Below are 15,252 nucleotides of genomic sequence, written 5' to 3'. Positions count from 1 at the left end.
TAAATAATATTCTCTTTTTGAGATTAATTGTGCAAGGGGTAACGGAGATGCGACAAATCAGGCCGCAGATAAACGCTTTCTTATTAGCGCTGGCAGGGGCGACGGTATTAATGATTGGTATGGGTTACGGCCGCTTCGCCTTCACCGGGATCCTGCCGGTGATGTTAAGCGATCAGATCCTGACGCTGCGTCAGGGTAACCTGGCCGCCTCCGCTAATTATGCCGGATACCTGCTGGGAGCATTGTTGCTGGCGAAGGCAAAGCCGGAGCAGGCGACCAGAATGAATATTGTCTCGGTCATTCTGACGCTAATTTGTCTGGCGCTACTGGCCTGGCTGCGTTCGCCGCTGGCTATCATTATCCTGCGCGGGTTGGCCGGGGTACTCAGTGCGGTAACGCTTATCTCCGCCTCGTTATGGCTACTGCAGCATATGAAACATCATAACGGCGCGCCGGTACTGTTTGCCGGTGTCGGGATGGGGATCTTTTTGTCGGCGGAGTTTATTGCCGCCGGTAAAGTGCTGGCGTTTAGCAGTCAGCAAATCTGGCTACTGTGCGCCATCACTGCGACGGTGCTGTTTTTATGCGCCTTGCGCGGATTATTAAGCCCGGCGGATTCGCTGCTGGCGTTACACAGCGGGCCCGCACCAGCGATGCCGAGCGACAATGGGCGCACGGGCGATGCGGTAAAATTGCTGCTGATTTATGGCCTCGCGGGTTTCGGCTACATCATCACCGCGACCTATTTGCCGCTGTTTTTGCACGGCGCGCTATCGGGTATCGACCCGGTGCACCTGTGGGCGGTATTTGGTCTCGCGGCGGTACCTTCCTGTTTTATCTGGCACCAACTTGTACTAAAAATTGGCTATCAGCGGGCATTTTGTAGCAATCTCGTTATTCAGGCCTTCGGCGTGGCCTTACCGGCATGGAGCCACTCATTCACCTTTTGTCTGTTGAGCGCGCTGCTGGTTGGGGCGACCTTCCTTGGGACGGTAACCATTGCCTTGTCAGAGGGCAAGCGGCTAAATCAGGCGGTAAAATTTAATATGATTGCCGCGCTCACGGCGACTTACGGCGTCGGGCAGATAATCGGGCCGCTGGTCGCCGATGGGTTATACAGCCTGACGGGATCGTTTAATCCTTCACTATTGACGGCCAGCGGCGTGTTGCTGGGAGCCGCCGGGCTGGTTGCCTGCGGCCGGCGTCAGCAATAACTGGCGCAGGGCGTCGAGAATAGGCGACACATACCCGCGGCGCCAGATAAGCTGGGTGGCGGCCTGGGTCACGTATTGCGTCTGGCAGCCGGCGGGCAGCGTGAGCAGGGCCAGGACGCTTTCCGGGAGCAAACAGGCGTAGCGACCGGTGGCGACGTTGGCCATCATCGCGTGATAGGAGCTGACATCGACGATGTCCACGTGCGTTCCCGTCTGTTGCAGATATTCGATGCCGCGCTGGCGGTAGGAACATCCTGCCGGGAAGGCGGCAAAGCGGTAGTCGCGCCCATCAACAGGGGCGATCAGGACCAGCTGTTCGATGAAAAGCGGTAGATATTCAAGCGTTTGTGGGCATTGAAGGCTGCCGTCTGGACCGGCCGGCAGTGAAACCAGCGCGCAGTCCAACGTTGCGTTTTCGACCAGTTCAGTCAGCTGACGGGTGGGCATGGTACGCAATGTCAGGTCGGCGTCCGGACAGCGTTGCTGAAACAAAGGCAATATGGCCGGCAGGCGGCTGGCGGCACAGGCTTCCATCGCGCCGAGTTTTAACGTCCCCGCGGGCCGTGCCGGGTGCAGCGCCAGTTTGGCCTCTTCGGCAAGGCTTAAAATTCGCCGCGCGTAGCTGAGGAAGTTTTGTCCGGCGGGTGAAAGCAGCATCTTCTTGTTTCCGCGTACGAAAAGCTCGACTTCCAGCTCCTCTTCAAGCTGCTGAATGCGCGTGGTGATATTGGATTGCGCGCGACCAAGTTGTTTCGCCGCCTGAGTGACGCTTTGCGTTTCGGCCACAAGTTTAAAGATCAGTAATGTGGTGTGGTTCATATTTTTCTTCTCAATATGACAATGCAGTTGATCTTATCATCTTAAAAAGAGATGGTTAATGTCTCACATCGCAAATTGCGCAGGATCGTCAATGAATCAACATTTAATGCAATTGCTTAATATTCGTTACCCGATTATTCAGGCGCCGATGGCGGGCGTGTCGACGCCGGCCCTGGCTGCGGCGGTAAGCAATGCCGGGGGATTGGGATCGCTTGGGCTCGGCGCGTCGACGGTTACGCAGGCGCAGGCGCTTATTGAACAAACCCGGCAGCTCACCGAACGTCCCTTTAACGTCAACCTTTTCTGTCATACGCCGTCGCGCCGCGATGCCGTTCAGGAAGCGCAGTGGCTGGCGCGGTTGGCTCCGGCGTTTGCCCGCTATCACGGCACGCCGCCGAAACAGCTTAACGAGATTTATCAGAGCTTCCATCAACATCAATCCATGCTCGATATGCTGCTTGAAGAGAAGTCGGCGGTGGTGAGTTTTCATTTTGGCGTGCCGTCTTCGGAGGTTATTCGCCGCTTCCAGCAACAGGGAACGGTGACGATGGCGTCCGCCACCTGCGTCGCGGAAGCGCGATTAATTGCGCAAGCGGGTATTGATGTCGTTATTGCGCAAGGGTATGAGGCCGGTGGCCATCGGGGGATTTTTGACCCGCACGGCGACGATCGTCAAATGAGCACCTTCACTCTGCTTCAGGCACTACTGCGGGCCGTCGATTTACCCATTATCGCCGCCGGCGGCATTATGCATGGAACGGCGATAGCCAGTCTGATGCAGCTCGGCGCGTCGGGCGTTCAGCTGGGAACCGCGTTTTTATTATGCCCGGAAGCGGGTATAGATAGTGGATATCGACAGGCGCTCACGCAAAATAGTGACGTTGTCACCTTTTTGACGGCGGCCATTTCGGGTCGGCCAGCACGCTGCGTTAAAAATAGCTGGAGCGAAATGGTGGCTTCATTCAATGAACGGGACATTCCCGCCTATCCGCTCGCTTATGACGCCGGAAAAGCGCTGGCGACGGCGGCAAAGGCGCAGGGCGATCATGGTTTCGGCGCGCACTGGGCGGGACAAGGGGTGGCGATGATCCGCGAAATGCCGGCGGCAGACCTGGTTAGGGTTCTGGCGGTAGAAGGCGGCCTGTAGTAGCCGCCTGCGAATGAGAGCTTAGCGGCGATGGGCAAGCTGTCGTACCAGCCTGTCGCCGATCATTTGTACGCCCTGAACCATCACCACCAGAATCAGTACCGTACCGACCATCACCTGATCGTTAAAGCGCTGATAACCATAGCGAATCGCCAGGTCCCCAAGACCGCCGCCGCCAATGACGCCCGCCATCGATGAAAAGCCAATCAGCATCACGATAGTCAGGGTGATCCCGGCAAGCAGGGTCGGTAGCGCCTCCGGCAGCAGCGATTTAAAGATAACGTGCCACAGATTACCGCCCATCGACAGAATGGCTTCAATGCGCCCGTAATCCACTTCATCCAGCGCGTTTTCGGTCAGCCGCGCAAAAAACGGAAAAGCGCCGATAGTAATCGGCACGACGGCGGCGGTGCTGCCCAAGGTCGTGCCGATGATAAGCCGCGTAAAGGGGATTAACGCGATCAGCAGCACGATAAACGGCAGCGATCGGCCAAAATTGATAATCGCCCCCAGCAGCGCATTCAGTTTCGGCATCGGCGCCAGGCCGTTGCGCCGGGAGACAAACAGTAACACGCCGACCGGCAGGCCGATTAAGATGGTAAACAGCGCCGCCAGCCCCACCATATAGAGGGTTTCAAGGCTGCCTTCCCATAATAAGGGCCATAAATCTTCCCAGCTCATGCGACTACGCATAAAGGCCTCCCGTGAAAGCCGTGGCGGGCAAGGAAATCTTGCTCCGCCTGCGGATTATGCAGTAACGACTGACGTAATCTGGACCACGGCGCCACCAGCAGATCGGCGATTTTCCCGCTCTCGATGACTTCGCCATGCTCCAGCAGCGCCGCGTGATCGCACAGCGTTTTGACGACTTCCAGCTCATGGGTAATAAGCACGATAGTCAGATTGAGCCGCTGATTGATATCGGCCAGTAACGCCAGCACCGAGGCGGTGGTTTCCGGATCGAGGGCGCTGGTTGCTTCATCGCATAGCAGCACATCCGGGCCGGCCGCCAGCGCGCGGGCGATGCCGACGCGCTGCTTTTGACCGCCGGAAAGCTGGGATGGAAAGGCGGTTGCTTTATCCGCCAGTCCAACCAACTCCAGCAACTCGAGCACGCGTTCGCGGCGCGCACGTTTGTCGACACCGGCGATTTCCAGCGGTACCGCGACGTTGTCAGCCACGTTGCGGGCATGCAGCAGGTTGAAGTGCTGGAAGATCATTCCGGTGCGCAGACGGTGCTGACGTAAACCGGCTTTGTCTAACTGAGTGATATCCTGCCCGTTCACCACAATCCGGCCCGTAGAGGGCCGTTCGAGTAAATTGAGACAGCGGATCAGCGTGCTTTTGCCTGCGCCGCTGCGCCCGAGAATGCCATAAATCGCGCCTTTCGGGATCTGCAGCGACACGTCGTTCAACGCCGGTCGGCCTGTTCCGGCATAGGTTTTACTCAGCCCGACGACCTCAATCATGATTGCGGCGCTACCGGGATAACCGAGCCGTTATAGTTTTTGCGAATAAACTCGGCAACCTGCGGCGAGGTGAGATCTTTGGCCAGCGCTTTAATACGTGGGTCATTAGCCAACTGCGGCGTCGTCACCAGGATATTGGCGTAGGGGTTGTTGTTCGCGCTCTCCAGTCCTAACGCATCTTTCGCCGGTACCAGTCCTGCCTCCAGCGCGTAGTTGCCGTTAATAACCGCTAAATCGACATCGTCTAATGAACGCGGGATCTGCGGTGATTCAATTTCGAGGATCTTCAGATGTTTGGGGTTTTCCACGATGTCTTTCGGGGTGGCTAACGTGGTCGCCGGGTTGGTGAATTTAGCGCCGAGTTTGATTAATCCCTGGCTTTGCAGCAGGAACAAGGCGCGACTGAGATTGGTGGTGTTGTTCGGCACCGCGACGGTCCCGTTTTCCAGAACGGAATTAAAGTCTTTGTGCTTACGGGAATAAATACCCAGCGGTTCAATATGCACTGTGGCAGCGACGGCAAAAGTCTTACCCAGCGCTTTTTCCTGGTCCTTCAAATAGGGAACGTGCTGGAAGTAGTTGGCATCAACATCGCCATTCGCCAGCAGTTCGTTGGCGTTGACGCCGCTGGTGAGTTCGACCACTTTGATATCGAGGCTGGGATCGATTTTTTTGATGTAATTGAGGATCTCAGCGTGCGGCACCGGGTCAGCGGCAACGCGCAGCGTGGCAGCCTGGGCGGATGTCCATGCCAGAGAAAGAGATAAAGCGACCCCTGCCAGTTTGAATGCGGCATATTTCATGTTGTTATCCTTATTAAATTAAACGATCAGTTGCTCAGTACGTTCGCGAAAAACATCCTGGAAATAACGTTCGGCGACGTCCGGGTGGGAACGCAGCCGCCCTTTGAGGTAATTCCAGCCAACATCCCGCAGCAGCGGATTTTGCGGATCGCTATCCGGGCCGAGCGCTTCCTGCGCCAGATGGGCGGGCAGGCGGTACACCGGCACCACGGCATCGAGCTGCGCGCCAAGAAAGAAGGCGATAGAGAGACGTTCCTGTTCTGCCGGCGGCGAGACCACGCGATGAACGGTGGCGCGCAGATAACCATTAGTCGCCAGCTCAAGCAGCTCGCCGATATTTACCACAAAGCTTCCCGCCAGCGGCGTGGCATCGATCCAGCGGTCCGGCGCGACTTCCACCTGCAGTCCTTTCTGCTCGTCCTGTAACAGGAAGCTTAAGAATCCGGAATCTTTATGCGCGCCGACGCCCTGGTCGCTTTTCGTTTCACGCTGTCCGGGGTAACGAATCAGTTTGATATGTTCATTCGGCTTATCGCCATACAGCGCGTCAAAGGCGTCGGCAGGCAACTGTAGCGCTTCGGCAAACGCGCGCAGCAAGGTCATCCCGACGCCGGTCATCGCCTGCTGCCAGCCCAGCAGAGTGGGTTTCAGCGACGGTAGCGCGGCGGGCCATAAATTCGGTCCCTGCAGGCGCTGCCAACGTGGCGCGTTTTCGGCGAGAGTTAAAGCCGGGCGTTCAGCGCCGATATCAAACTGTTCGCGCCAGTCCGGCTGGCCGCGAGTGAGCTCGGAAGCCGCGCGGTTATAGCCGCGAAAATGGGGGGAGTGAATCATCGCCACCTGCTGCTTTTCGCTATCATCAAGGGCAAAAAAGCGTCGCGCCTGGCGTTGAACTTCAGTTTGCAATCCGGCGTCCACGCCGTGATTAATAAGATAAAAGAAACCAATATCGCGAGCGGCCTGGCGGAGGTCGGCAAGAAAACCGGCCTTTTCAGCAGGATTGGTATAGCGGGCCAGATCGAGAATCGGCAAAGTCGTGGCGTTCATTGTGTTCTCCGAAAACGGGGTACGGGTCATTGGCTATTGAGTGATTCTGGGTTCGGCAACAACAACGGCGCATGATGATTTCCTCTGTCGGGTAGATGCGCTCAGCTTGCCTTAGCGCAATTTTTTCGACCAATAACGTTCTTTTCTAATTTATGACCGCGGTGGGTTCAGTGCTTTTGCGAAAAACGGATAAGGAGAGAGGAAACGCGTGGACGTGATGTAAAAAAGTAGCGGGATGTTGCATGATGCCGCCGCGGTCCGTATGGTGAGCGAAATTTTTCATGCAGGAAAGACAATGCACACGTCAAAAGATCCGCTTCACGGCGTGACGCTCGAAGCGTTACTCACTGACCTTGTGGCCAGATATGGCTGGGATGAACTGGCCAGACACATCAAAATCAACTGTTTCAAAAGCGATCCGAGCATTAACTCGAGCCTGAAATTTCTGCGCCGCACGCCGTGGGCGCGTAAAGAAGTCGAAAACTTTTATCTCGATACGCTGGAAGGGCTTATCGACAAATCTACTGCCTCTGCCGACGCTGGCCCGTGGGCCAACTGGCAAAAGAAGTAACGCTTATCAGGTTACCGCTTGTTCATTGACACCATTGCGCAGCGCTCCCGGCGCTTTGCCGGTAATGCGTTTAAAAGCGCGGCTAAACGCGGCGAGCGAGTTGTAGCCGAGGCGGAAGGCGACTTTTTCCAGCGCTTCGCCTTCATGGCTGATGTACTGCACCGCCAGGCGCATGCGTAATTCCGTCAGGTAGCGGGCCGGCGTGGTACCGGTGGCGGTGAGAAAACGTTCGGCGAATACCGAACGCGACAGGCCGGATTCGCGGGCTAAGTCTTCTACCTTCCAGTTGACGCCGGGCTGCTGATGCATAGCGTATATCGCGCGCGATAGCTTCGGGTCGCGCAGTACCTGTACCCAGCCGGTGGCGTTACCGCAGCCGCATTCCACCCAGGCGCGGACGATCAGCGCCGCGACGACGTCGGCGAGACGTGCCAGAATGCCGGCATAGCCCACCTGACGCGTCAGGGATTCACGCTCCATTGCCGCCAGCAGCGGCTGGATTTCCGGACGGGCGTTTAACAGGCTACTGACCAGCATCACCTCCGGCATGGCCCGAACCAGCGGCTGCATTCCGCCTAATTCAAAATCCATACAGGCGCTGAAGATAACCGCATTTTCTTCGGTATTAACGCAGCCCGCGTTTTTGACGCAGGAAACCGTCCCGCAGACCGGTTTGCTGTCGAGTTCCATCACGTTAACCCGCGCGGCTTTGCTATCTGAGAGCAGAGCATGCGCATCGCTATTGGGAATAAACACCGCATCACCGCTCTCGAGCGAGAACTGTTTGCCGTTGCTCATTTGTAGCAGCAGCGGGCCGCGGCTGACGAAATGAAACTGCGCTTTGCCAGGAACCGAATTAAACTCCACGCCAAAAGGACGAGAGGTTTCAATCCGTCGGTATTTCACTCCCGACAGCCGCATGCCCTGTAACAGCTCGCTGGTCAGATCTAACGTTTGCAGGCTCATCTTTTTTTCCGGACGAATAATCAATAATTGCAGAGTATGTATCATATATCGTCTTAACGGAAGCCACTAAGCTTGGCGAATGTTAATGATTCTGGAGAGATGTATATGAGTTCTTGCATTGTCGCTGAAGAGAGCGCGATTAACGCCCGTCCGGCGTGGCGCGCCGTGTATGCGCTGGCGCTGGGGGTCTTCGGCCTGATCGTCGCTGAATTTCTACCGGCCAGTTTACTGACGCCAATGGCCAGCAGCCTGGGCGTGAGTGAGGGGATGGCCGGACAGGCGGTGACCGCCACGGCGTTAATCGCTCTGGTGACGGGGTTGTTGATTACCTCTGCAACCCGCAATATCGACCGGCGTTGGGTGCTGATGTTCTTTTCCGTATTGCAAATCATCTCCAGTCTGATCGTAGCCTTTGCCGGTTCACTGGAGTTCCTGCTGCTGGGACGCCTGCTGCTTGGCATCGCTATCGGCGGCTTCTGGGCGATGTCGACGGCGACGGCGATGCGGCTGGTACCGGCGGCGATGGTGCCGAAAGCGCTGGCGATTATCTTCTCGGCGGTGTCGATTGCCACCGTAGTGGCGGCGCCGTTGGGTAGCTATCTGGGCGCGCTCATTGGCTGGCGTAACGTCTTTATCATCTGCGCCGTACCGAGCCTGGTCGCGCTACTGTGGCAGCTATGGGTACTGCCGTCGATGCGCCCGGAAAGTGCTGGCAGCTTTAGTACGCTCTTTAAGGTACTGCGGCGGCCGGGAATGGTTGGCGGTCTGCTGGCTTCGATTTTGATTTTTGGCGGCCACTTCGCTTTCTTTACCTATCTGCGGCCATTTCTCGAAACCGTGGCGCTGGCAAGCGTAGAAGGGGTATCGTTGATATTGCTGGGGTTCGGCGTGGCCAACTTTATTGGCACCTCGCTTGCCGGGCATCTGCTGGCGCGCAGTTTGCGGATGACGCTGGCGCTGGTTCCACTGGCGATGAGCGTGCTGGCGCTGATGATGGTGCTGTATGGTCATATTGCGCTACTCGATGGTCTGTTGGTCGCCCTGTGGGGATTTGCATTCGGCCTGGTGCCGGTGGCCTGGTCAACCTGGCTTGCCACCACGGTACCGGATGAAGCGGAAAGCGCAGGGGGATTATTAGTCGCGGCGATCCAACTGGCCATTAGCGCCGGGGCTGCCGGCGGTGGGGCAATATTTGATATCAGCGGCGCCAGCGGCGTATTTACCGGCAGCGGGCTGTTATTATTAAGTGCCATGCTGATTGTCTTTATTGGCGTCAGGGTGACGCCGCCGGTCAGTAACAATTAATGATTAAACGCGCCGACTGGCGCGTTTATTTTTCTTCAGGCGCAGCGAGTACTCATTTTATTATTATAAAACGAGCGTGTAATTGATGAGTTGAAAACTATGTATGCTTTCCCGCATGAATGCGGTTGCTGGCCTCAGCGTTTTGTCAGGTGGCTTCCATCACAGATTGGGCGCTATGTTATTAATTATTCTGTTAAATAGCATCTGTCAGTTGGTCAACGATAACTTTACCGCTGTTATCAAACTGGGTAATACGAAAATTAACGTTCCACGAGCGACGAGTATTAAATTTATCAAACAGGGAGACGCGGCCTTTTTTCTTACCCTCTTTATTGAGGATCACCCACTCAGTCACTTCGGTATACTGCTGGCTAGGTTGATGACCGCTTTGTTGTTCAACTAATTGGTCTTCAGAATCCAGTTTTAAATAATCGCGTAACATTTTGCACCTCTTTGTTAATGTTTTTTTAACGTTACTCCTTTTTTTGATTCTTTCAATCTGAGTTTTTAATCGATGTGTGTGACTATTAGTCGGCGATCTAGCTGGTATATTTTTGCTAATCACTCTGCTGAATATCAGTTCATTGTGACCATCCTGCACCAGACCAATCTAAGGACGCGAAGCGATGGATGCCTCATCCAGCGGAAAGGGCCCGTTGGATTTGGCATCGATTACCCGGTTTTTGGGATTGAGGTTATTCATCGTGCTGATGGATATTACAGCACCGCTACGTACTTAATACCGTTATTGTTCTGTTTTAGCCTTTCCAGCGCCTGCGGGATCTCGTCGAAGCTGACGCTTTCTATCGGCGGCATCACCAGTTCGCCGCGGCCGATCTGCTGCAGCATGCTTTCCCCGGCCTGACGTAATCGACTCCACTGTCTCTGGGTACCGTAAGGATGGATTGCCGCCAGCGCAACCTCATGTAAAGAGATACTGGTAGTAAACGCCGGTAGCGGCGCGTGCTCGAGCCGGTCCTGTATACAGACCAGATGGCCGTAGTAGCCGAGCAACCCGGCAAGCGAAAGGGCATTTTGCTGGTTTACGGTATCGAAAGCGGCGTACAGCGATTTACCCGCCAGCGCGCGTTTTAACTCCTGCGGCCACGAGGTATGGTGATAATCAAAGGCCTGAATCACCCCGCGAGCCAACAGTTTCGCGTGATGCGTGGCGCTGGCCGTGACGTAGACGTTAGCGCCGCTCTCAATCAGTAACTGGCTTAAGAAACTGCCGGCAGCGCCGCCGGCGCCGCTGACCAGTACATTCTCGCCAGCCGGAAGGGGGATCTTTTGCGCTGCCTGCCACGCCGTCAGACCGGGGCACGGCAGCGCCGCAGCGGTGAGGTCGCTGATGTGGTCGGGAACCGCAATCACCGCCTGGGCGCTGACTAACGTATGGCGGGCAAAGCTACCGTCAAAACGCAGGTCGGTGTGATACATCACACGCGTGCCGGGACGAAGGTGGCGGGCATTGCGGCCAACGGCGGTAATCACCCCCATACCGTCGACGCCGGGGATCTGATCCTCCTGCCAGGCGTCGGAGAGACCGGCCATCAGCTTCCAGTCGACCGGATTAAGGCCAATGGCGCGGTTCTCGATCAGCACCTGATCGTCAGCGGGTGTGACTAACGTTTTCTCATGGCGTTCGAGCAGAAGCGGGGAGGCGTGCTTTTTCCACAGCCAGGCGTCGGTTTTTATCATTGTTTCTTCCTCTGGTGTTGGTGAGCTATCCATTTAAACAAAATCAGAACTCAAGATAATTCCATAAATAGCAATTATCTATTGCGATTAGTGCTGTTTATTGCAATAGCATTCCATGAAACACTTTGCTCATATTTTCAACGTGATACCGCCCGGCGGTTGACGGAGTGACCTATGAGCATCGAAAAATTAACCCAGCAGCCGCTAACGATTGGCGTTGAACTGCCGCTGGACAATGACTGGTCAACAAGCGGACAGCTAAAACGGCAGCGCGACGGGCGACCGTTTGGCGTGCCGGATATGAGCGAGCACGCGGAGCGCATTAAACTGGCGGATACGCTCGGTTTTCGCGCCGCCTGGATCCGCGATGTTCCGCTGTACGATCCGCAGTTTGGCGACGCGGCTAACGTCTTTGAAGCCTTTACCTACCTCGGCTATTTATCGAGCCTGACGCAAAATATTTTACTGGGCACGGCGGCGGTTGTGTTGCCGCTACGTCAGCCATGGCTGGTACGTAAAGCCGCCGCCACGGTGCAGGCGCTCAGCGGCGACCGGCTGCTATTGGGCATCGCCAGCGGCGACAGGCCGGTCGAATACCCGCTATTTGGTGAAGACTACGCCAGCCGTGGCGAGCGTTTCCGTCACGGCGTGAGCGTGCTGAAGGGGGAGACCGATCGTCAACTGGAGCCGGGCCTGCAGTTATTGCCAGCTAAACCGACTCCGCCGCTGCTGGTTGCTGGTTTGGCGCAACAAACGGCGCAATGGGTAGGCAGTAACATGGATGGCTGGCTCGCCTATCCAGGTCAGCCTGACGAGCACGTTAGCCGCGTCAGGCTATGGCGCCGGGTAGCGGGCGAGAAACCCTATATCAGCTTCATCCATCTGGATCTGCAAGATGACCCCAATGCGCCGATTCAGCGCCATCGTTTCGGCATCAGCAGCGGCCGCTATGGTCTCATTCAGGAATTGAATGCGATGCGCGATGCCGGCGTGAACCATATCGGCCTGCATTTCCGCCGTAACCAGCGTCCGCTGGCCGAGACGATGCAGGAGATTGGCGAACTGGTGCTGCCGGCATTCCATCATTAAAGTACGCCGTCACCGCCGTCAGAACACCAGACCTGGCCGGAGGCATACGAGCAGGCATCAGAGGCGAGGGTGACATACAGCGGGGCGATCTCAACGGGTTGCCCTGGCCGCCCCAGCGGCGTATCGCCGCCGAAGTTTTGCACTTTTTCTGCCGGCTGTCCGCCGCTTGACTGCAGCACTGTCCAGTACGGGCCGGGAGCGACTGCATTGACCCGGATCCCACGCGGCCCTAACTGCTTGGCCAGCGATTTGGTGAATGCCACCAGGCAGGCTTTGGTCTGGGCGTAATCCAGCAGAATTGGGCTCGGTTTAAAAGCCTGGACCGAAGAGGTGTTGATAATCACGCTTTGGGCTTTGAGGTGCGGTAGCGCGGCTTTGGTTATCCAGAACGGCGCATAGACGTTGGTTTTGAAAGTAGCATCGAAATCGGCGGTGGTGAGTTGCTCAATTTTTTCACAGTATTGCTGACGTCCTGCATTATTCACAACAATATCCAAACCGCCAAGACCGCTTACCGCTTTTTCCACCAGCGTTTCACAGAAGGATTCCACGCGAATATCGCCCGGTATCGCCACCGCGGTACGGCCTTCCGCTTTGATAAGCGCGATAACGGCGTCCGCATCGCTCTGTTCTTCCGGCAGATAGTTAATGGCAACATCCGCGCCCTCGCGGGCAAAGGCGATGGCCACGGCGCGACCAATCCCGGAATCTCCGCCGGTAATCAGCGCTTTCTTACCCTGTAGCCGTCCTGAACCGCTATAGCTTACTTCACCATGATCCGGTGTGGGTTCCATTTCGGCGGCCAGGCCGGGAGGCGTTTGCGGTTGATCGGGGAAAGGGGGTTGTGGCCAATGGTTGGTACGCAGTTTGTCATTATCCATAGCAATCTCCTTCACAGAAAAGAGTAATGATAGAAGACATGCGGAAGTTTTTAAAAATACAGCTGGAGTCTAAATAGATATATTCCCGGTTTTTACGAGGCAACTGTTTGATATAAGAGGTTTTGCAAACTGATTTCTTTGCTGTGGTTTTTAGGATTATTCAATGATGAAATGTTTCGAATTATAATCTTTAACATTTTTTACATTACACTTTTTATCTCGACGGGATAGTTTTTTATTTATCCTGCGGTTGCGTTTATTTCTCTCATAAAATATCACCTTATGCCGCTAAGTTGTTATTTTGCGGCTTCGCCATTTATTGCTTAATTAATTTTGTGGTGGCTTTTAATTAATTATTAGTGAATTGCTTTTTTTAGTGAATACGCCAGGCTTAGTTTTCGACGGCGATGATTTAGACCGATAAATCATCATTAACTAACCGAGCTAAAAGGTAACCATTATGGCAGAACATAGAGGCGGTTCAGGTAATTTCGCAGAAGACCGGGATAAAGCATCTGAGGCCGGACGTAAAGGCGGTCAGCACAGCGGCGGGAATTTTAAAAATGACCCGGAACGTGCATCCGAAGCCGGTAAAAAAGGCGGTAAAAACAGCCATGGCGGCGGCCGTAAATCCGGTGACAGTTAGTCAGTTGAAGTAAATTTGGTTGATAAGCAAACAACCATAGACAAAATACCCTGCGGGTCATTTGGCCCGCTTTTTTTAAAGGTGTGATTTATGAAAATTCAAACCATTGAAGATATTTTTACCCATTTATTATCGGATACCTATATCGCGGAAAAACAGTTAACCCGCGCTCTGGCTAAACTATCCCACGCCAGCGCATGTGAAGAGCTACAAACCGCATTCAGCGCTCACCTCGAGGAAACGCAGGGCCATATAGAACGTATCGATAAACTCCTCGAACAAAATGATCAAATTCGCCTGAAACGGATGAAGTGCGTGGCGATGGAAGGGCTTATCGAAGAGGCCAACGAAGTGATCGAAGCGACGGAAAAGAACGAGATCCGCGATGCTGCGCTGATAGCCGCCGCGCAGAAAGTTGAACACTATGAAATTGCGGCCTACGGTACGCTGTGTACGCTGGCAGAGCAGCTCGGCTATAAAGCCGCGGTGAAACTGCTGGCGGAAACGCTGGAAGAAGAAAAAGACGCTGATATGAAATTAACGGACATCGCCGTTGGACACGTCAATCAGGATGCCCAACAGTCCGCTTAATCCTATCTAAGGCATCAGGCAAAAAAATGAGTCTTAGTCCGGTTGTAATAAAAAGGTGTCATCTCGTCGCGGCGATAATGTGGTTTGTACTGGCTATACCGTCGGTAATATGGAGGAAAGACAGTGTCCTGTGGGTCATCATTATTAGTATTTATGCAAATATTGTCGGCCACTTATCAGGGTATAGCGCAGCGCGAGCCGACCAGGCCGCAGAAGAAAATGAAGATAAGGCTGAAGAGTAATTATCTTTTTATAAAGAGGTTGTTATGACTGATATTGAAAACTATCACGATTGGTTGCGTGACGCGCACGCTATGGAAAAGCAGGCTGAATCAATGCTTGAATCAATGGTAAAACGAACCGACAGCTACCCGGAATTATGTACCCGCCTTGAGCAGCATCTTTTTGAAACCCGTCGGCAAATTACCGTGCTGGATGATATTATTGCGCGCAATAATATTTCCCGCTCGGTTCTTAAAGACTCAATGAGTAAAATCGCCGCGATGGGACAATCTATTGGTGGAATGTTTCCACAAGATGAAGTGGTGAAAGGGGTGATCAGCGGTTACGTTTTCGAGCAGTTTGAGGTCGCCTGTTATACCTCCTTATTAACCGCCGCGCAAAAGGTCAACGATCATGATTCGATTGCTGATTTAGAAAGTATTCTGGCGGAAGAAAGAGGCATGGCCGAATGGTTGCTGCATCATATACCCGATATTACGGAGCAATATATTATTCGCTCCGAAACGCCGGGTTTTGATGCCAAGCGTTAGCGGCAAAAGGTTTATAAATGATACGCCTCCTTGCCATCTTGTCACGAATTAACCAAAGCTCGCTGGCTCTAACGAGGGCGGAAAAGCAGATTATGTTAGAGATAAATTTCAGCGAGCACTGTCAGTGTCCGTCATTGACCCCGAGGCAGCAAATGATGGTAGATAAACTTGCCACACGTCCGGAGCCTGCGCAGAGAAAATAAGAGCTTATACCTCGGGTATGTTTCGGG

The 15,252-nt window shown here is 54.5% G+C and carries 18 protein-coding genes; 9 read left to right on the top strand and 9 right to left on the bottom strand.

Features of this window, described 5'->3' with window-relative positions; genetic code table 11:
- The first annotated feature begins 47 nt into the window (after nucleotides 1-47).
- Nucleotides 48-1,214, top strand: coding sequence for a YbfB/YjiJ family MFS transporter (locus tag AC22LX_RS02520; protein WP_487333726.1), 1,167 nt, complete (start codon nucleotides 48-50; stop codon nucleotides 1,212-1,214).
- On the opposite strand, the gene AC22LX_RS02515 is transcribed toward AC22LX_RS02520, so the two are convergent.
- Nucleotides 1,146-2,033 (bottom strand): LysR family transcriptional regulator, encoded by an 888-nt coding sequence (locus tag AC22LX_RS02515; RefSeq protein ID WP_487333725.1) that lies wholly within the window; start codon nucleotides 2,031-2,033, stop codon nucleotides 1,146-1,148. The two genes, AC22LX_RS02520 and AC22LX_RS02515, sit on opposite strands and share 69 nt — an antisense overlap.
- A gap of 91 nt (nucleotides 2,034-2,124) precedes the next feature.
- Between AC22LX_RS02515 and AC22LX_RS02510 the strand changes: the two genes are divergently transcribed.
- On the top strand, nucleotides 2,125-3,180 hold the full coding sequence (locus tag AC22LX_RS02510) for an NAD(P)H-dependent flavin oxidoreductase (RefSeq protein ID WP_487333724.1): 1,056 nt from the start codon (nucleotides 2,125-2,127) through the stop codon (nucleotides 3,178-3,180).
- 21 nt (nucleotides 3,181-3,201) lie between these two features.
- Here the strand turns inward: AC22LX_RS02510 and AC22LX_RS02505 are convergent, their stop codons facing one another.
- From AC22LX_RS02505 to AC22LX_RS02490, 4 genes are read right to left on the bottom strand one after another with little or no spacing between them, the layout of a single operon-like run.
- The gene (locus AC22LX_RS02505) at nucleotides 3,202-3,861 is read right to left on the bottom strand and encodes a methionine ABC transporter permease (RefSeq protein ID WP_161798788.1); all 660 of its coding nucleotides are present in this window, start codon (nucleotides 3,859-3,861) and stop codon (nucleotides 3,202-3,204) included.
- On the bottom strand, nucleotides 3,858-4,649 hold the full coding sequence (locus AC22LX_RS02500) for a methionine ABC transporter ATP-binding protein (protein WP_213292570.1): 792 nt from the start codon (nucleotides 4,647-4,649) through the stop codon (nucleotides 3,858-3,860). The genes AC22LX_RS02505 and AC22LX_RS02500 overlap by 4 nt, the downstream gene beginning before the upstream one ends.
- A complete protein-coding gene (locus tag AC22LX_RS02495) occupies nucleotides 4,646-5,452 on the bottom strand; it encodes a MetQ/NlpA family ABC transporter substrate-binding protein (RefSeq protein ID WP_487333723.1) in 807 nt (268 codons plus the stop codon). The genes AC22LX_RS02500 and AC22LX_RS02495 overlap by 4 nt, the downstream gene beginning before the upstream one ends.
- A gap of 18 nt (nucleotides 5,453-5,470) precedes the next feature.
- On the bottom strand, nucleotides 5,471-6,499 hold the full coding sequence (locus AC22LX_RS02490) for an isopenicillin N synthase family dioxygenase (protein ID WP_487333722.1): 1,029 nt from the start codon (nucleotides 6,497-6,499) through the stop codon (nucleotides 5,471-5,473).
- 295 nt (nucleotides 6,500-6,794) lie between these two features.
- Here AC22LX_RS02490 and AC22LX_RS02485 point away from each other — a divergent pair, with 295 nt between their 5' ends.
- A complete protein-coding gene (locus AC22LX_RS02485; protein ID WP_487333721.1) occupies nucleotides 6,795-7,070 on the top strand; it encodes a VF530 family protein in 276 nt (91 codons plus the stop codon).
- A gap of 6 nt (nucleotides 7,071-7,076) precedes the next feature.
- Here the strand turns inward: AC22LX_RS02485 and AC22LX_RS02480 are convergent, their stop codons facing one another.
- A complete protein-coding gene (locus AC22LX_RS02480; protein WP_047048213.1) occupies nucleotides 7,077-8,036 on the bottom strand; it encodes an AraC family transcriptional regulator in 960 nt (319 codons plus the stop codon).
- A gap of 105 nt (nucleotides 8,037-8,141) precedes the next feature.
- On the opposite strand from AC22LX_RS02480, the gene AC22LX_RS02475 reads away from it, so the two are divergent.
- Nucleotides 8,142-9,341 (top strand): MFS transporter, encoded by a 1,200-nt coding sequence (locus AC22LX_RS02475; RefSeq protein ID WP_045394458.1) that lies wholly within the window; start codon nucleotides 8,142-8,144, stop codon nucleotides 9,339-9,341.
- Between the two features lie 193 nt (nucleotides 9,342-9,534).
- Here AC22LX_RS02475 and AC22LX_RS02470 read toward each other — a convergent pair whose 3' ends face one another.
- A complete protein-coding gene (locus AC22LX_RS02470) occupies nucleotides 9,535-9,783 on the bottom strand; it encodes a hypothetical protein (RefSeq protein ID WP_015366686.1) in 249 nt (82 codons plus the stop codon).
- A gap of 275 nt (nucleotides 9,784-10,058) precedes the next feature.
- On the bottom strand, nucleotides 10,059-11,042 hold the full coding sequence (locus AC22LX_RS02465; RefSeq protein WP_052668029.1) for a zinc-binding dehydrogenase: 984 nt from the start codon (nucleotides 11,040-11,042) through the stop codon (nucleotides 10,059-10,061).
- Between the two features lie 174 nt (nucleotides 11,043-11,216).
- Between AC22LX_RS02465 and AC22LX_RS02460 the strand changes: the two genes are divergently transcribed.
- On the top strand, nucleotides 11,217-12,131 hold the full coding sequence (locus AC22LX_RS02460; protein WP_045394455.1) for a TIGR03571 family LLM class oxidoreductase: 915 nt from the start codon (nucleotides 11,217-11,219) through the stop codon (nucleotides 12,129-12,131).
- Here AC22LX_RS02460 and AC22LX_RS02455 read toward each other — a convergent pair.
- Nucleotides 12,128-13,012 carry an SDR family oxidoreductase gene (locus AC22LX_RS02455; RefSeq protein WP_015366683.1) on the bottom strand — a complete coding sequence of 295 codons (885 nt, stop codon included), beginning with the start codon at nucleotides 13,010-13,012 and terminating at the stop codon, nucleotides 12,128-12,130. The two genes, AC22LX_RS02460 and AC22LX_RS02455, sit on opposite strands and share 4 nt — an antisense overlap.
- A 460-nt stretch (nucleotides 13,013-13,472) precedes the next feature.
- On the opposite strand from AC22LX_RS02455, the gene AC22LX_RS02450 reads away from it, so the two are divergent.
- From AC22LX_RS02450 to AC22LX_RS02435, 4 genes are all read left to right on the top strand, one after another.
- Nucleotides 13,473-13,658, top strand: coding sequence for a con-10 family general stress protein (locus AC22LX_RS02450; protein ID WP_045394453.1), 186 nt, complete (start codon nucleotides 13,473-13,475; stop codon nucleotides 13,656-13,658).
- A 90-nt stretch (nucleotides 13,659-13,748) separates the two neighbouring features.
- Nucleotides 13,749-14,249, top strand: coding sequence for a YciE/YciF ferroxidase family protein (locus AC22LX_RS02445; protein ID WP_049060347.1), 501 nt, complete (start codon nucleotides 13,749-13,751; stop codon nucleotides 14,247-14,249).
- Between the two features lie 26 nt (nucleotides 14,250-14,275).
- Nucleotides 14,276-14,491: a hypothetical protein gene (locus AC22LX_RS02440; protein ID WP_049060346.1), complete on the top strand. Its 216-nt coding sequence runs from the start codon at nucleotides 14,276-14,278 to the stop codon at nucleotides 14,489-14,491.
- Between the two features lie 24 nt (nucleotides 14,492-14,515).
- On the top strand, nucleotides 14,516-15,022 hold the full coding sequence (locus tag AC22LX_RS02435; RefSeq protein ID WP_045394448.1) for a ferritin-like domain-containing protein: 507 nt from the start codon (nucleotides 14,516-14,518) through the stop codon (nucleotides 15,020-15,022).
- Nucleotides 15,023-15,252 lie beyond the last annotated feature (230 nt).

It is taken from the genome of Klebsiella sp. PK01 (assembly GCF_057624675.1).
This window is presented reverse-complemented; position numbering and strand designations above follow the sequence as displayed.

Coding starts and splice junctions, on each gene's coding strand:
- AC22LX_RS02520 (WP_487333726.1), top strand. CDS start 48: ATGCGACAAATCAGGCCGCAGATAAACGCTTTCTTATTAGCGCTGGCA.
- AC22LX_RS02515 (WP_487333725.1), bottom strand. CDS start 2,033: ATGAACCACACCACATTACTGATCTTTAAACTTGTGGCCGAAACGCAA.
- AC22LX_RS02510 (WP_487333724.1), top strand. CDS start 2,125: ATGAATCAACATTTAATGCAATTGCTTAATATTCGTTACCCGATTATT.
- AC22LX_RS02505 (WP_161798788.1), bottom strand. CDS start 3,861: ATGAGCTGGGAAGATTTATGGCCCTTATTATGGGAAGGCAGCCTTGAA.
- AC22LX_RS02500 (WP_213292570.1), bottom strand. CDS start 4,649: ATGATTGAGGTCGTCGGGCTGAGTAAAACCTATGCCGGAACAGGCCGA.
- AC22LX_RS02495 (WP_487333723.1), bottom strand. CDS start 5,452: ATGAAATATGCCGCATTCAAACTGGCAGGGGTCGCTTTATCTCTTTCT.
- AC22LX_RS02490 (WP_487333722.1), bottom strand. CDS start 6,499: ATGAACGCCACGACTTTGCCGATTCTCGATCTGGCCCGCTATACCAAT.
- AC22LX_RS02485 (WP_487333721.1), top strand. CDS start 6,795: ATGCACACGTCAAAAGATCCGCTTCACGGCGTGACGCTCGAAGCGTTA.
- AC22LX_RS02480 (WP_047048213.1), bottom strand. CDS start 8,036: ATGAGCCTGCAAACGTTAGATCTGACCAGCGAGCTGTTACAGGGCATG.
- AC22LX_RS02475 (WP_045394458.1), top strand. CDS start 8,142: ATGAGTTCTTGCATTGTCGCTGAAGAGAGCGCGATTAACGCCCGTCCG.
- AC22LX_RS02470 (WP_015366686.1), bottom strand. CDS start 9,783: ATGTTACGCGATTATTTAAAACTGGATTCTGAAGACCAATTAGTTGAA.
- AC22LX_RS02465 (WP_052668029.1), bottom strand. CDS start 11,042: ATGATAAAAACCGACGCCTGGCTGTGGAAAAAGCACGCCTCCCCGCTT.
- AC22LX_RS02460 (WP_045394455.1), top strand. CDS start 11,217: ATGAGCATCGAAAAATTAACCCAGCAGCCGCTAACGATTGGCGTTGAA.
- AC22LX_RS02455 (WP_015366683.1), bottom strand. CDS start 13,012: ATGGATAATGACAAACTGCGTACCAACCATTGGCCACAACCCCCTTTC.
- AC22LX_RS02450 (WP_045394453.1), top strand. CDS start 13,473: ATGGCAGAACATAGAGGCGGTTCAGGTAATTTCGCAGAAGACCGGGAT.
- AC22LX_RS02445 (WP_049060347.1), top strand. CDS start 13,749: ATGAAAATTCAAACCATTGAAGATATTTTTACCCATTTATTATCGGAT.
- AC22LX_RS02440 (WP_049060346.1), top strand. CDS start 14,276: ATGAGTCTTAGTCCGGTTGTAATAAAAAGGTGTCATCTCGTCGCGGCG.
- AC22LX_RS02435 (WP_045394448.1), top strand. CDS start 14,516: ATGACTGATATTGAAAACTATCACGATTGGTTGCGTGACGCGCACGCT.